This window comes from Paenibacillus sp. LS1 (assembly GCF_026013365.1).
Classification (GTDB): domain Bacteria; phylum Bacillota; class Bacilli; order Paenibacillales; family Paenibacillaceae; genus Paenibacillus.
The window spans coordinates 70,645-85,422 of the sequence record NZ_JAPDOE010000009.1; the positions used below are offsets into that span (position 1 = coordinate 70,645).

Sequence of the window (14,778 nt, forward strand, 5' to 3'; positions counted from 1 at the left end):
ATGGTGTTCAATACAGACTACTGGAGGTACCGCTATGATGACGTTACTGTTCTATTGATACGAGCTGGCACGATAAGCTCGTATCGATAGAAGCATGCTTCGCTATCGATACGAAATAAATCTTATTTCGGAGGTAGCGAATATGGAAAAGACATGTTTTGAATTAGAACAGGTTGAGATGACCTATATGGATAAAGCAGTACTGAACATTGAGCGACTGGCTGTGCATCAACTGGATCGCATCGGTATAGTGGGTGGTAATGGTCAGGGTAAAAGTACGTTGTTGAAACTCATTGCAGGACAGATCCAGCCGACAGCCGGAAAGGTGAAAAGGTACGCTGAGTTTGGCTATTTGGAACAAGTGGAACCACCCCAGGCAATGGGAATCTGGAAGTTGACGGGGCTTTATTGAGTAAATTAGCCATACCTCAACACGACCAATTATGGAGTGGCGGAGAACAAACCCGTATGAAACTGGCTCAAATGTTCACTCATTACCACGAAGTATTATTACTGGATGAACCAACAACCCATTTGGACCAAGAAGGCATTACATTTTTACTGGATGAATTACGTTATTACTACGGGGCAATCGTGCTGATCAGTCATGATCGTGCGGTTCTGGATGAATTAGTGACCACGATCTGGGAAATCCATCAAGGTGAGGTTCACGTATATTCCGGTAACTATAGTGATTATCAGGCACAGAAGAGGCTGGAGCGTGAACAACAAAACCAGGCCCATGAACAATTCTCCAAGGAGAAAAGACGATTGGAGCTGGCCGCCCGGGAAAAGATGAAGAAAGCCGAGAAAATAACACAGGCTGGAAGCATGTCCAAAAAAGAATCCAAGGCAAAACCAAACCGAATGGTTGAAACGAAATCCAAAGGCACCAGTCAAAAAGCGGTACACCGCGCAGCTAAAGCGATTGAACAGCGGATGCAACAACTTCACGAGGTAAAAGCGGTGCAAGAGGATCGGCCTATGATCTTCCGTCAGCCAAAGACACTGGAGCTGCATAATCGATTTCCGATTATGGCAGATCGCCTTACACTTGAAGTGGAAGGTAACGTATTGCTGGAGGATGTAAGTTTTCAAATTCCATTAAAACAAAAAATAGCGATAACCGGAGCCAATGGCAGCGGGAAAAGCACATTGCTTAACCATGTTTTCCATGGTGGAGATCACATCACGATGTCTCCAAAAGCAAAGCTCGGTTATTTTCAGCAAATGAGTTATCGTTTCACGACAAAAGAGACCGTATTACAATTCCTGAAGAATCGTTCGGAATATGAGGAGTCAGAGCTGAGAAGTGCGTTGCATGCGATGCAGTTTACAGGTAATGACTTGCTGAAGAATGTTGGGACATTAAGTGGAGGGGAAGCGATTCGTATTCAATTATGTCACTTGTTTCTGGGCCAATATAACATTCTATTGTTGGATGAGCCAACGAATTTTCTCGATATGCATGCACTGGAAGCATTGGAGCGTTTTATCAAGGCGTATGAGGGAACGATTCTGTATGTATCTCATGATCAGAGGTTTATTGAAAATACAGCAGATCAACAATTTCAGATTTCAGATCGGCGATTGCTTCAGGTGACTATATAAGTTGAACTAAAGAATATTTACACGGATCACTCCGATGACAGAACAACTTTAGAGGGGAAGAGAAGTAACAAAAACAGCCAAAGTGATTTTGGCTGTTTTTGTTTTAGAATATGGACGCTCGTGATCTAATACCTTATGTAGCTTCTGTTAAGACTCCGCTTTTACAACCGTTGAATGCATGTTACCTGTGAGTCGTTGTGGTGGGAAAACCATGCGCACGGGCGCAATGATGATGGCAGCAAATACAGCTTTGATCAGATCCCCTATAATGTAAGGATAGAATCCTTGAATCATAGCCTCAGGTAGGTCCATTTTGTATGCATAGGCCAGCCAAGGAACTCCAGATACATATACGAGCAGTGAACCAAACAGTTCAAATATGATAAAAGCGAGAATGAATCCTGTGACACCTTTGATGTTGATTCGTGCAAGCAGTAATCCAATTAATAATGCGGAGATCGGCCACATCATCACATATCCTCCAGTAGGTCCAAGAAGCACCGCAAGTCCTCCGGTCCCGTGCAGTAATGGGAAACCTAGAGCAGTGAGCAGAACAACCATGGTAACGCTGAGGAAACCATAAAGTGGACCGAGTAATCCTCCGGCTAGCATGACAGCCAAGGTCTGTAATGTTATTGGTACAGGGGAGAAACCAATAGGAATGCTTATGTAACCAAAAAGCACTAAAATTGCGGCCATAAGTGCGCTGAATACAATGCCTCGCAAAGATAATTTCATGTTTGAACAATCCTCTCCATTTTGGTAATATGATTGTTAACCAATTGAATAAATGTGGTTAACGATTAGGATCGTACCACATAACTATAGAAAGGGAAAGGACTAATTTACAATGCAAGGCAACATGCCAATAATTATATTAGAGGACGTTCGTGTGCATTATGCTTCCGAAGGTGATCAGGTGAGGAAAGCGCTGGATGGGGTATCATTCACGCTGCAGCAAGGGGAATGGATTAGTATTGTAGGGGCGAATGGTAGTGGGAAAAGTACGCTCGCTGGACTACTGATTGGATTCACTCCGCTCTCGGGAGGGCTGCGGAATATCTCGGATGAACTTACCGTTCGGGGTGTATTGCAGCAACCAGATACACAGGTACTGGGCGATACGATTGAAGAGGAGTTTCATTTTGCGTTGTCACCATTAATGAATACTGTAGAAGAACAATCGGAGCGCAGGCAAGACGCATTACATACTGTAGGACTTCATTATCCACCGGAGATGGCCATCTCACACTTATCCGGTGGGCAGAAACAACTGCTAAACATTGCTGTGGCGCTCGCGGCCAAACCGGATGTATTGATTCTGGACGAGCCGACAGCCATGCTTGATCCAGGAGCAAGAGACCGCATCGAGGCCATCGTTCAGAAGATTACCGAGCGGGGGACAACGGTAATCTGGATAACGCACCATCTGGAAGAGGCGACCTTGTGTGATCGAATTATTGCTATTGAACGTGGGCGTTGTGTGTACGATGGGGAGCCTGAGTCCTTTTACTATGAAAAAGAGACAAATGAGAAGGTTACCCGGGAAAATCTAGTAAAGCTATCCCCCTGTCAACGGTTAGGGTTGGACCCTCCGTTTACGGTAAAGACTGCATTATTGCTTAAGCAAAAAGGCATGAGGCCAGAAGCCATGCCACTGCGGCCCGAGCAATTGGCTAAGGAGGTCGCACGTTGGAGATCGAATTAACCAATATACGTATAGAAGCATCGGATTCGAGCAAACGTGCACTGCTTGAAGATGTGACTATACAGTTAAACAGTGGGGAAGTCACCTTGCTACTGGGCTGTACGGGTTCGGGAAAAACGACTTTGCTACAGACACTGGCTGGCCTGAAACCTCCTGATGCAGGCAGTATTACATTGGATGGTACGCCTTTCTGGAAAGAAGGGAAAGTACCTCACTCGATTTTATTGCAAATGGGGCTAGTATTTCAATTTCCGGAGCAACAACTGTTTGCCCGAAGTATTCAGCGTGAATTCCACTATTCACTGCGTCCCTATCGACTTTCCGAGAACGAACAACAAGAGCAGATCACAAAAGCACTCAACCAATGGGACCCGCCAGTGTCTCCTGAGATGGAACGGCGATTTCATCTGGATAGGTCGCCATTTGCACTAAGTGGTGGGGAGAAGCGCAGGCTTGGACTTGCTCTCGGAAGTGTGACCAATCCACACTGGCTTCTGCTGGATGAGCCGAGCGCCGGGTTGGAAGCGCAAAGTGTCGGACTGTTGCTGGATGCAATGGAGCAACATCGTCTGGCAGGTGGTGGAGTTGTGGTAGCAACCCATGATCTGGATAGATTCTTGCCTTGTGCGGATCGGGTATTGTTGTTGCAGGGAGGTCGTCTAATCGCCGATCTCACACCGAGACAACTTCACGAAAGGCCTGAACTGCTGGAGCAGACAGGGATCGGCCTGCCACCTTCGATGAGACTGGCGCAGCAGTTCAGAACAGTGGGTCTTGATCTGCCTTTTACCGCGATGACGCCAGAGGAGATGGCTGAAAGCATTGTTCAGTCCACGTCAGTTGAGGTGGGAGCTCAGAACGAATCGATAGATGCGTCTGGGATAGGGAATATAGTTGCCCAGAGCGATGTAATGGAGACTATAGATGGGGAAGATCCGAAGTTTCTTCCGAACACCTTGACTCATTCAGGCGGATTATATGGAGTGATGGACCCTCGTCTGAAGTGGATTTTGTATATTTTACTGGTCACCGCCGCGATGCTTCAACAGCGCTGGCTGGGATTAACGTTAACACTGGTGCCGGTAGTGGCCGCACTTGCCGTTCTTCCGCGTCAGACGTTGGCTGGATGCATGAAACTAATGAAGCCACTGTTATTATTTTTCCTCATATCAACGTCGTTATCTGGAACCACCCTTTCAACTGAGGCAGGCGGTCTGCACTTTGGTTTTTCCCTGGCACAGGCGGAGGGCACTTTGCTTAATGTATATCGTTTGTTTATCGTTACTTTGGCAAGTCTGTGGTTTTCACTGACGACGCCTTATGGCCGGATGGTAGAAGGGCTGAACTGGGTACTCGGTATCGGTAAAAAAATGAAGCTACCCGTAGCTTCGTTTGCTCTTGCTGTATCGTTAATCTTTCGGTTTATCCCAATGATCTGGAGTGAGTGGCAGCGATTCTCACTGATCGTACGGGCACGTGGGAAGGCCGCTTTAAAACCCAATACCGTGCGAATTCGTGACCTAGGTCCGATGGTGATTCCTTTGTTAATGGCACTGTTCCAACGTGCAGAGGATATGACCATTGCGATGGAAATGCGTAAAGTTCGAGAAAACTCTTTGCTTGGAGCACGTTCTTCGTTATTGGTATGGTCCAAGCGCGATACCTGGATTAGCATGGCTGGCCTCATTGGTTTTGTACTATTAGTATGGATTCGCCAATTGTGATGGCGATGATGATCGTGATGGATCCGGTGATGGATCAGAATCTTAAACGCAGTGTTTTCCAATAATCATGCATAAATGTGTTTGACCTCGCTCACAATAAGTGTACGTTGATCATCTGAAGTGGATCAGGAGGGACGAACGATGAAAGATAAGTTTTTGCGTGAAGAACGGCAGGAATATACCGATGTGTCTACGGTGGAGTCGCAGCGAAACGATATCACACTCGAAGAATTCCCGGAGGGTCCTTATGGTTCTTCTTTGTTATCCGAGTCTCTTGGGAAAAGTTCTCCGTGGAGGGTGGATCAGCGGTCTGCACATCGTTTTGATTATGAAAATCATGAGCTTCATGAAGGAGAGGTACGGGATTACCCGGGTCAGGATGTCTTCGACCAAACGGTTCCGGATAATGTATCCAAGCCTCAATACCCGGAAGAATCGTAATGAGATATGGACATTAATTAGAGCGTAGCCTCCAACAGGTTTGTCCTGTTCGGGGGCTATTTTCGTTAGTATGGGTTATTATATTTGTAGCTTGGAGTAAAAATTGGTGGAATATGCGGAGGATTCATAATGAGAGAGATCGATTATAGCCATTATTTCTGGCAGGATGATAAGGTCAGATTGCGTGCTTTGCGTGAGGAAGATTGGGAAGATCATTATTATAATCGCTTTGACACACCTGCCCGTCGTTTATTGGAGTGTGCCGTAGAGCTGCCGCCAACCCATGCCGAGGTGAAGAATTTCACGGAAAACTTCTCTGATTTTTCTTTAGCCAAAGGACGGATCATGTTCACGATTGAGAATATGGATGGTGAGAATGTCGGAGGTGTGAATCTGAACAGCATTGATGAAAGGAACGGTACCTTTAGTATTGGCATCCAAATTGACCGGGATCATCGCGGGAAAGGGTATGGAACCAGAGCCGTTCGAATCTTGCTGAAATATGCCTTCTTCGAGCGGAGGCTTAACAAATTTAATGATTATGTGCTCGAAGGAAATGAACCTTCCGCAGCCATGATGAGAAAGCTTGGATGTGTCCAGGAAGGTGTGCGTCGCCAGGTGATCTATACGGATGGAAAATATCAGGATCTGATCCTCTTTGGATTAACCAAAGACGAGTTTATGGAAAAAGAAGGGCTTGTTTGAAGTAAAAGCGGATAAGTTGAAATTAAATGTATTTTAGGAGGCATTATGAACCGACCCGTACTAAACGATGAATTAATCATCGATTGCAAGGATGTTTATTTGCGCGAGTATCGACTTGAGGATTTGGAAAAATTGCAGGAAATTACCTGGCAACCCGAGGTGTATGAGTTCCTACCAGGATGGAACGCTACGATTGAAGAGAGGACCCTGTGGCTCACCGAATATGAAATTCCTGAGAATCAGCGTTTTAAACAAGCTGTGATGGCCGGAGGGGATATCGGAGAGTTATACTTGCGTATGGCTATCGTACTCAAAGAAAATGATGAGTTTATAGGATGGTGCTGCTCGGGCATCAAGGATGAACTGCCAGCACCCAATCGGGAGATTATGTACGGTATTTCGAAAGATTTCAGGAACCGTGGCTATACAACACAGGCAGTAAAAGGAATGGTACAGTATTTGTTTGAGCATACAAACGTTGAGGTGCTGAATGCCATCGCATTGATTACCAATCAGGCATCCAATAAGGTAATACTGAAATGTCATTTTGAACCGGTCAGCTCGATCGAGATTGAGGATGAAAAATATAACCATTACCAACTGCGGAAGCAACAAGGTCATGTTTAATGTATTTGTCTCAAGATGGTTGTATTGACGTGATGATGTCAGGGCAAGAACACAGTCCCCTGAAAAATAGCTATAACATTAGCATTTCAAATCAGGTTAGACAGTTATTACTGGCTGCCTGATTTTTTTCGTCGTTTAGTCTATAGGACAAGCTTAAATTAATAATTTTCTCCACGATAATAACGCTCCAATTTGTTATCCAAATGAACAAGCTGTGCCTTTTTCTCCTCGATATCATTCAACAACTTTTGCTTTTGATCTTCAATCAGTTGGGTTCTTTCCTTCAGGGTGGAGGTTCCTTCATTGACCTGATCATGATACTTTTTGATGTCTTCCACACTCATCCCGGTTTCGCGGAGACATTTGATAAAAACCAGCCAGTTCAGATCATCCTCCGAATAAAGACGGTTATTCTGCTCACTGCGCGCAGCAGGTTTCAACAGTCCCTTCCTTTCGTAAAAGCGGATCGCTCCGATCGAGACCTCAACTTTTTTCGCTACTTCTCCAATGGTTAACATGTTAAGCCCCTTTTATAAAAAAAATTTGACCTACACTAAGTGTAGCATAGTAACTTATACATTGTTCAATATAAATCAAATTAGGGAAAGAAGGATTCGCATGAAAAAGACTGTCTTTGTAACCGGAGCTAATAAAGGAATTGGATATGAAATCGTCAAGCAGTTGGGTGAAGTGGGTTGGAAAGTTATCCTTGGCGCACGCAGTGTCGAACGGGGTGAAGCAGCTGTTTCGCAGTTAACTTCCAGGGGATTAGACGTAGAATTTGTACAGATCGATATGAGTGACTTGAACAGCATCAAGCAGGCAGCCGACACGATTAACAATACTTATCCCACAATAAACCTTTTGATCAATAACGCGGGTATGCCGGGTGCGTTCTCTCATTCTTTTTTGGATACCAGAGAGGAAGATTTGCGGAACGCCTTTGAAGTTAACTTTTTCGGCACCTTCCGTTTGAATCAGCGATTGTTCCCGTTAATCAAAGATAATGAAGGCACAATCATTAATGTATCGACAGACATGGCTTCTCTGGACCATATGCAAAATGCGGAATTTACGTTAAATGCCTTCGATTATAACTCATCCAAAACGGCCAACAGCGCCATGACACTTTCGATGGCTTATGAAGTGAAAAACAGCAGGGCTCAAGTCTTTGCGGTAACGCCCGGGTTCACATCAACAGATCTTAATGGCAATGCCGAAGGTGGTAAATCAAAAGAAGCCGGGGCTGCGATTATCGTGGGGTATGCGACTGATGGCAAACGTCATAACGGGGAGTTTCTAGATGAGAACGGTGTGTACCCTTGGTAATCGACCGTTAGCAAAAGCAACGATAGTATGGAATGAATTTTAGAGCATGTCTTTAAACACACACTCAAACTCAGGAAAGCCACATGAGGATGGGGATGATGGTCAAAAAACTAGGTCCAATCTTGCTGATCCCAGTGAATGCGTAGACAATTTTCTAACGAACTCAGAACGTCTTATTCGTCCTTTAAGTACGCTTCTTAAATTGTAAGGAACATCAGACACGCTATTTCCCTAAATCCCCTGAGAAAAACGCAGTAAACGTCTGATTATTGTAATATAACGTGGCTCAGGTTCATTAGATTTCTGCGGGAGCTTCAAATCCTTGAATAAGACGTCTCAGATTCGTTAGCCTGAAAGTCTGAAAGCTTGAGACGTATCGGGCTACCACTCTACCAAACGGATACCCAAAGAATCCCCCACTCATTTCTCAACCGAAATGAGTGGGGGATTCGTCATGCAATGAAAAGCGGAATTAATGTGAAGATCGGAATTAAAATGGAAGAAAGGCAGCGTTTGGAGAGCTTGCCTAGAGCTAGCGTAATGATCAAGTAGATCTTGCGTAAAGCTGCGTATAGCCAACGTAAAGCCTACTTGCAGCCGAAGCTCAGCTTAGACATCAGCCTTATACAGCGGCATCAAAATCGTAAATTCCGTTCCCAAGCCTACCTGACTTCGTACCGTAATCTTCCCACTATACGACTCCACAATCGAGCGGGTAATGGCTAGACCGAGACCTGCGCCTCCTTGTTTTCGCGAACGAGAACTGCTTGTGCGGTAGAATCGCTCAAAGATATGGGGCAGATGTTCAGGTTCAATGCCTGTGCCGTTATCCTTCACGGACAATTCAGCCTTATGGTGCGTGGCATATAACGTTATGGAGATGGCCCCATGCTCTGGATCGGTGTGTTGCACCGCATTATGGAACAGATTCAGCACAACCTGCTTCAGCTTATAAGGGTCAGCCAGTACATGGACCGCAGCCGTCAGGTCGAGATGAATGGACCTCCGCTGAGCCATCATGGCCAGTTGTGGTTGCATTTCGAGTAGCAGACTGTCCAGCTGAATGACCTCCTGTTCCTGCTTTGGAGCCTGATCCAGCTTGGTTAGTAACAACAAATCTTCAACCAATTTGTTAATTCGCACTGATTCGCCGTGCATGCTGTCCAGCGCTTTATACAATTGATCTTGATTGGTCGCTGCACCCCGCTGCAGAACTTCAATAAATCCATGAATGGAGGTGAGGGGGGTACGCAGCTCATGGGAAGCATCGGACAAGAAACGCTGCATCTGTTCTTTCGATTCCCGCTCCGCTTCAAACGAGTTCTCCAGCCTTTCAAGCATGCCATTAAATGAAACTGCGAGCTGATCCACTTCTTCTTGTCCCTGAACGACGGGAAGGCGTTCTGCGAGGCTGCCTGCATCGATCTGCTGTACTTTATTCACCATGTTAGATAGGGGAACCAGCGTCCGGCGTAATACCTTAGTGTATAGAATAAGACCGGCTACCATGGCCAACAGCGATAACATGAGGAAGATTAGAAGCTGTTTAATAATCAAGTCTCTCAGTGGCTTCGTAGCCGTGCCCATCTGCACCATCGGTAAACCGCGATTGCGTGGACCAGGTGAAGCAAATACAATCAATTGCTCATTCCCTTGGCTATCCGTGACGATCCGGTAGGGAATATGTTTTTGTTCTTTCAACTCATCTGTAATGTCCTGATATTCAGCGGTTGATAGTTGAGGGGCTTTCAGACCATCTTCCCCAAAAACATCCTCGAACGTACCTTGGTTATCAAACAGGGCTAGTGAACGGTCAGGAATAAACAACACCCGATTGCCAGACCCGTTACCTGCTTGTCCACCGAAAGGATTGTTGGAAGAGCCACTACGTGACTGGATTCCGAGCCAAACCGGGGGCATGGACATGAGCTGTTCTTCCATGGTTTTCGCCTGATTGCGGTAGAGAAAACTTTCCATGATCCAGAATTGCAGAATGCCGATTAACAATAGTAGCCCGGCAAGCACGAACAGAGAACGTGAGAGCAATTGCGAACGCAGGGAACGAGGCCAGATCCATTGGTGTAGACGTCCTAAACGAAGTTTGGTTTTCTTAGGCAGCGAGTTCATCAGAGATCCACCCTATACCCGACACCCCGAAGTGTGCGAATGAGTCTATGCTCTTTATCCCCGAGTTTGTCACGCAAGGAGCGTACGTATACCTCTACAATATTTTCTTCCCCGCCAAAATCATATCCCCACACGCGGCTTAGAATGGTCGCTTTGCTGAGTACAATCCCGTGGTTAAGCACTATAAATTTTAACAGTTCGTATTCGGTAGGAGATAACTCCATGACTTGATCCTGATAGGTGATTTCTTTGCGCTGATCATCAATTCGAAAGGGACCATGAGTGACGGCTCCGATTAATAAAGGAAATTGATTACGCAGTCTGGCCTGAATCCGGGCGAGCAGCTCGTCGAAAGCAAAGGGCTTGATCATGTAATCGTCAGCACCTAGCCACAAGCCTTTAACCCGATTCTCGACTTCGTCCTTCGCTGTCAGCATAATCACGCCAACCTGGGCTCCGGTCTTACGCAGACGCTCGACCACTTCGAAACCATCCATCTCTGGCATCATCACATCCAAAATAGCCATATGTGGCCTGAATTCAAGCGCCAACTCAAGTGCAGCTGCTCCATCGGGTGCGGTGCGCACATCGAAGCCTTCATTGCTTAATCCAAGCTCCAGAAATTGCAAAATATGTGGTTCATCATCAGCCAATAGTATTTTAATTCCGCTGCTAAGCTTCATAGTGTACGTTCTCTCCTTGCTTGATCCATCTAGATTTCTCCCTCACTTCGGAGGGACTATATGTAGTATTATCGCTTGCCAAACTGAAATTTAGCTGAAAGGATTGTGAATTATCCTCAGACAACATTCAGCGGGCACTCATCCCAGCTTTATTTTGGCATGTCACAATACTAGACATGAAGAACTTTGAAGGAGTGATTACCATTGAATAACACCAAAAGAAGGATGGACCTTGTCCTTCTGCCGATCGTATTACTGGCGGCATTTCTGAACGGGTACGGCATCTGGAATGATCAATATGCCAATTCCTATTATACGACCGCCGTCGGCAGTATGCTCAGCAACTTCCATAACTTTTTCTATGCATCACTCGACTCGGCAGGCTCGGTAACTGTTGACAAACCACCTGTTGTCTTCTGGATCCAGACGGCCTTTGCCTATGTATTCGGATTGCACGGATGGAGCGTTATTTTGCCTCAAGTATTAGCGGGAATCGGTTCGGTGCTCCTGATCTATTTCATGGTGAAACCTACATATGGTCTTGCAGCAGCACGAATTTCGGCACTTTCATTGGCGACTGTGCCTGTCGTAGCAGCAGTCAGTCGGACCAACAATATTGATAGCATGCTGGTGTTTACGCTTCTGCTGGGTTCATGGTTTTTGTTCAAAGGCAGCAAACAAGGCAGTGCTTGGCGCATTCTGGTTGCCTTTGGGTTCATAGGCTTAGCCTTTAATATGAAAATGCTTCAAGCTTACATGATTCTTCCAGCTTTTTACTTGTTCTATCTGCTTGCATTTCAGGCGAAATGGAGAAGGAAGATCATCCTGCTGATCGGCAGCACAGCGGTTCTGGCGGTGGTTTCCTTATCCTGGGCGGTTACTGTGGATTCTATACCCGAAGACGAGCGGCCTTATATCGGCAGCAGTGAAACAAACTCGGTCATGGAACTGGCATTTGGATACAATGGCCTGTCCCGTCTAACGGGTCAGCAGAACACAGCAGGTAACGCGGGGATGCCGAACGCTGCTGGGCAGGGCAATAATCGTGGCAATCGAGCGGATTCGACTTCTGCTCCTAATCAGATGGGAAGTGGTGCCCTTGGTACGGGGCAAGATGTCAATGCACCGGATAACGATAATATGAATGGTTCGAACAGCATGAATGCCATGGGCGGTATGAATGGGCCGAATGGTAATTTCCCGAATGGGCAGATGCCGAATGATATGGAAATGCCAAACGGAAGAAATTTCGGCGGTAATGGTGGCGGAGGCATGGGAGGCATGTTTGGTACGGGGGAGAAAGGTCCTCTGCGTCTGTTCCAGACTGAACTGTCAGGTCAAGCCAGCTGGCTTCTGCCAGTTGTATTGCTTGGATGCATTGCCATATTTGCAGGATTAAGACGGAGAAATTTTACGAACAAGCACAAGGAGGCTTTGTTCTGGCTCGCCTGGTTGATTCCCGTTGCTGGCTTTTTCAGTGTGGCAGGTTTCTTCCACCAATATTATCTGATTATGCTTGCACCTCCAATTGCGGCGCTAACTGGCGCAGGATATGTAGCCATGTGGAAGTTATATCGTGAACGAATTGGCTGGCAGGTGTGGTTGCTTCCGTTATCCGTGCTGCTGACGACCTTGTTCGGCTGGTATATCATGCAGGTGTATAACGATACGATTGGTGCAGGCTGGTCCATTAGTGAATTGATCGCAGGTATTCTGGTCACGGTCATCCTGGTCGTTATGCTACATCGTACACATCGCTGGAAACAGGGCTTCATTATCGCAGGATTTGTAGTCATGCTGATCGGTCCAATCTATTGGGCATTCACCCCAATTACTTATGGTGGTAACAGTATGATTCCGGCAGCAGGGCCTACAGGTTCCAATGGCATGTTTGGCGGAGCCGGCATGGGTATGCCGATGGGTAATGGTGCAGGGGTCACAGAAATGCCTTCAACGGGTGGCCGCGGCGGAATGGGCAACCGTAACGAAGAAGTCGATACAGCTACACTGAATTATCTGAAAGAGCACAATACAGGCGAAACGTATCTCTTCGCCACAACAGACTATAATCAGGCAGCACCTTATATTATCGACGAGAAAGCATCGGTAATTACGCTGGGAGGTTTCTCCGGGTCAGACCCGGTGTACACAACGGAGGAACTGGAGCAACTCGTCAAGAGTGGGCAAGTGAAGTACTTCATGGTTGGTGGCATGGGTGGCCGAGGCGGAAACTCGGACATTAGTGATTGGATCAAAGAGCACGGTACCGAGATTCCAACCTCAGAATGGCAGACAGGTACCGACAGCGGATCTACGGATAGCGGTGCCGCAGGAAACAGAGCTGGATTCGGATTCGGCGGACAGACCACCTTGTACGAAGTGAAATTGTAGCCGAAATGAAAATCTCGAACGAAGTCCATTGGAAAAGGGAGGGGACAAACATGGCTCAAACGTACCGATACAGCATTATTATTCCCATGTATAACGAAGAAGCGGTGATCGAGGAGACCTATCGACGTCTGAAGAAGGTCATGGGCAGCACAGGAGAGAGCTATGAACTGCTGTTCGTCAATGATGGCAGCATGGATCGAAGTGCTCAAATGATCCGTGACTACGCCCGTTGGGACGAGAGTGTGAAGCTGATTGATTTTGCTCGTAACTTCGGTCATCAGATTGCGATAACAGCGGGTATGGATTATGCAGCGGGGGATGCCGTCGTCATTATCGATGCGGATCTTCAGGACCCTCCCGAACTGATTCTGGATATGATCGCCAAGTGGAAAGAGGGCTATGAAGTGGTGTATGCCCGTCGCACCAGACGAAGTGGGGAAACCCGCTTCAAGAAATGGTCAGCCAGTCTGTTCTACCGTGTACTGCGTGCCTCAACGGATACAGATATCCCGGTGGACACCGGAGATTTTCGCCTGATTGACCGCAAAGTATGTGATGAGATGAAACGTCTTCCGGAGAAAAACCGGTTCGTGCGCGGGCTGGTCAGTTGGGTCGGATTTCGTCAGACTGCCATTGAATATGAACGTGATGAACGCCTGGCAGGCGAAACGAAATATCCGCTGAAACGCATGCTGAAGCTGAGCCTGGATGGTATTACGTCATTTTCGCATAAACCGCTCAAGCTCGCAGGTTATGTAGGTGCGATCCTGTCGGTAGGCGGATTCATCTATATGTTAACTGTTATTAGTTCGGCCATCTTTACGGATTCAACGATGAAGGGGTGGCCCTCCATTGTGAGCATCATGCTGATGTTTAACGGATTCATCCTGATCATGCTGGGCATTCTGGGCGAGTATGTTGGCCGAATCTATGATGAGACCAAGGCGCGTCCGCTATACATTGTGAGAGACGTGGTTCAGGCCGATGCCCAGCAAGCACAATCCCGATTGACAGCCCGAGTTGCTCACCATGACTAATCGTCTGGTCACACTCTTCAAGTTCGGAATTGTGGGTGTCGCGAATACGGCAGTGGATACGGTGGTGTTTTCTTTGCTCGCATTGGTCGGCGTACCGGTTTTGATTGCTCAAGTAATCTCGTACAGCTGTGGTGTTGCGAACAGTTATTGGCTGAACGGCAGGTGGACTTTTCGAGATACAACACGAGGGGGCGGCGATAGAGCGAAACTTATTCGTTTTCTAATCACCAATCTCGTCGTTCTCGCGTTATCCGCCCTCATTCTGATGACTTTGCACGATGTGCTGGGTTGGAGTCTCGTGATGAGCAAGATCCTGGCGACCTTGATGGGGATGGTTCTGAACTATATGGCCAGCAGATATTGGGTGTTTCGTATACCTATCAAATGAAAGGAGT

At 46.7% G+C, this 14,778-nt stretch carries 13 protein-coding genes and 1 pseudogene; 10 read left to right on the forward strand and 4 right to left on the reverse strand.

Going from position 1 to position 14,778, the window contains the following annotated elements; translation table 11 throughout:
* The first annotated feature begins 142 nt into the window (after positions 1 to 142).
* Positions 143 to 1,611: pseudogene (locus OM416_RS24190) on the forward strand (Msr family ABC-F type ribosomal protection protein).
* A gap of 147 nt (positions 1,612 to 1,758) precedes the next feature.
* Here OM416_RS24190 and OM416_RS24195 read toward each other — a convergent pair.
* Positions 1,759 to 2,349, reverse strand: coding sequence for a biotin transporter BioY (locus OM416_RS24195; protein ID WP_264933820.1), 591 nt, complete (start codon positions 2,347 to 2,349; stop codon positions 1,759 to 1,761).
* A gap of 112 nt (positions 2,350 to 2,461) precedes the next feature.
* On the opposite strand from OM416_RS24195, the gene OM416_RS24200 reads away from it, so the two are divergent.
* The 5 genes from OM416_RS24200 to OM416_RS24220 all read left to right on the forward strand — a co-directional run bounded on the left by OM416_RS24200 (position 2,462) and on the right by OM416_RS24220 (position 6,816).
* Positions 2,462 to 3,319 carry an ATP-binding cassette domain-containing protein gene (locus OM416_RS24200; protein WP_264933822.1) on the forward strand — a complete coding sequence of 286 codons (858 nt, stop codon included), beginning with the start codon at positions 2,462 to 2,464 and terminating at the stop codon, positions 3,317 to 3,319.
* Positions 3,304 to 5,043, forward strand: coding sequence for an ATP-binding cassette domain-containing protein (locus OM416_RS24205; protein ID WP_264933824.1), 1,740 nt, complete (start codon positions 3,304 to 3,306; stop codon positions 5,041 to 5,043). The genes OM416_RS24200 and OM416_RS24205 overlap by 16 nt, the downstream gene beginning before the upstream one ends.
* A 141-nt stretch (positions 5,044 to 5,184) precedes the next feature.
* Positions 5,185 to 5,484 carry a hypothetical protein gene (locus OM416_RS24210; protein ID WP_062834168.1) on the forward strand — a complete coding sequence of 100 codons (300 nt, stop codon included), beginning with the start codon at positions 5,185 to 5,187 and terminating at the stop codon, positions 5,482 to 5,484.
* A gap of 129 nt (positions 5,485 to 5,613) precedes the next feature.
* The gene (locus OM416_RS24215) at positions 5,614 to 6,189 is read left to right on the forward strand and encodes a GNAT family N-acetyltransferase (RefSeq protein WP_264933826.1); all 576 of its coding nucleotides are present in this window, start codon (positions 5,614 to 5,616) and stop codon (positions 6,187 to 6,189) included.
* Between the two features lie 45 nt (positions 6,190 to 6,234).
* Positions 6,235 to 6,816 carry a GNAT family N-acetyltransferase gene (locus OM416_RS24220; RefSeq protein ID WP_264933828.1) on the forward strand — a complete coding sequence of 194 codons (582 nt, stop codon included), beginning with the start codon at positions 6,235 to 6,237 and terminating at the stop codon, positions 6,814 to 6,816.
* 158 nt (positions 6,817 to 6,974) lie between these two features.
* Here OM416_RS24220 and OM416_RS24225 read toward each other — a convergent pair whose 3' ends face one another.
* Positions 6,975 to 7,334 (reverse strand): MerR family transcriptional regulator, encoded by a 360-nt coding sequence (locus OM416_RS24225; protein ID WP_264933830.1) that lies wholly within the window; start codon positions 7,332 to 7,334, stop codon positions 6,975 to 6,977.
* Positions 7,335 to 7,434: 100 nt separating this feature from the next.
* Here OM416_RS24225 and OM416_RS24230 point away from each other — a divergent pair, with 100 nt between their 5' ends.
* Entirely contained in the window at positions 7,435 to 8,145 is a 711-nt protein-coding gene (locus OM416_RS24230; protein ID WP_264933832.1) for an SDR family NAD(P)-dependent oxidoreductase, read from the forward strand.
* Between the two features lie 609 nt (positions 8,146 to 8,754).
* On the opposite strand, the gene OM416_RS24235 is transcribed toward OM416_RS24230, so the two are convergent.
* Together OM416_RS24235 and OM416_RS24240 are read right to left on the reverse strand one after the other, a co-directional pair.
* Positions 8,755 to 10,272 (reverse strand): sensor histidine kinase, encoded by a 1,518-nt coding sequence (locus OM416_RS24235; protein ID WP_264933834.1) that lies wholly within the window; start codon positions 10,270 to 10,272, stop codon positions 8,755 to 8,757.
* Positions 10,272 to 10,955, reverse strand: coding sequence for a response regulator transcription factor (locus OM416_RS24240; RefSeq protein WP_264933837.1), 684 nt, complete (start codon positions 10,953 to 10,955; stop codon positions 10,272 to 10,274). Before OM416_RS24240 ends, OM416_RS24235 begins: the two co-directional genes overlap by 1 nt.
* A gap of 225 nt (positions 10,956 to 11,180) precedes the next feature.
* On the opposite strand from OM416_RS24240, the gene OM416_RS24245 reads away from it, so the two are divergent.
* Genes OM416_RS24245 through OM416_RS24255 form a run of 3 tightly spaced genes read left to right on the forward strand, consistent with a single transcriptional unit; the run spans position 11,181 to position 14,771 of the window.
* Positions 11,181 to 13,346 (forward strand): glycosyltransferase family 39 protein, encoded by a 2,166-nt coding sequence (locus OM416_RS24245; RefSeq protein ID WP_264934039.1) that lies wholly within the window; start codon positions 11,181 to 11,183, stop codon positions 13,344 to 13,346.
* 50 nt (positions 13,347 to 13,396) lie between these two features.
* Positions 13,397 to 14,383 (forward strand): glycosyltransferase family 2 protein, encoded by a 987-nt coding sequence (locus OM416_RS24250; protein WP_264933839.1) that lies wholly within the window; start codon positions 13,397 to 13,399, stop codon positions 14,381 to 14,383.
* On the forward strand, positions 14,376 to 14,771 hold the full coding sequence (locus OM416_RS24255; RefSeq protein ID WP_264933841.1) for a GtrA family protein: 396 nt from the start codon (positions 14,376 to 14,378) through the stop codon (positions 14,769 to 14,771). The genes OM416_RS24250 and OM416_RS24255 overlap by 8 nt, the downstream gene beginning before the upstream one ends.
* Positions 14,772 to 14,778 lie beyond the last annotated feature (7 nt).

Bases quoted from the DNA above. Each gene is read 5' to 3' on its own strand.
- OM416_RS24195 (WP_264933820.1), bottom strand. From the start codon at position 2,349: ATGAAATTATCTTTGCGAGGCATTGTATTCAGCGCACTTATGGCCGCA.
- OM416_RS24200 (WP_264933822.1), top strand. From the start codon at position 2,462: ATGCAAGGCAACATGCCAATAATTATATTAGAGGACGTTCGTGTGCAT.
- OM416_RS24210 (WP_062834168.1), top strand. From the start codon at position 5,185: ATGAAAGATAAGTTTTTGCGTGAAGAACGGCAGGAATATACCGATGTG.
- OM416_RS24215 (WP_264933826.1), top strand. From the start codon at position 5,614: ATGAGAGAGATCGATTATAGCCATTATTTCTGGCAGGATGATAAGGTC.
- OM416_RS24220 (WP_264933828.1), top strand. From the start codon at position 6,235: ATGAACCGACCCGTACTAAACGATGAATTAATCATCGATTGCAAGGAT.
- OM416_RS24225 (WP_264933830.1), bottom strand. From the start codon at position 7,334: ATGTTAACCATTGGAGAAGTAGCGAAAAAAGTTGAGGTCTCGATCGGA.
- OM416_RS24230 (WP_264933832.1), top strand. From the start codon at position 7,435: ATGAAAAAGACTGTCTTTGTAACCGGAGCTAATAAAGGAATTGGATAT.
- OM416_RS24235 (WP_264933834.1), bottom strand. From the start codon at position 10,272: ATGAACTCGCTGCCTAAGAAAACCAAACTTCGTTTAGGACGTCTACAC.
- OM416_RS24240 (WP_264933837.1), bottom strand. From the start codon at position 10,955: ATGAAGCTTAGCAGCGGAATTAAAATACTATTGGCTGATGATGAACCA.
- OM416_RS24245 (WP_264934039.1), top strand. From the start codon at position 11,181: ATGGACCTTGTCCTTCTGCCGATCGTATTACTGGCGGCATTTCTGAAC.
- OM416_RS24250 (WP_264933839.1), top strand. From the start codon at position 13,397: ATGGCTCAAACGTACCGATACAGCATTATTATTCCCATGTATAACGAA.
- OM416_RS24255 (WP_264933841.1), top strand. From the start codon at position 14,376: ATGACTAATCGTCTGGTCACACTCTTCAAGTTCGGAATTGTGGGTGTC.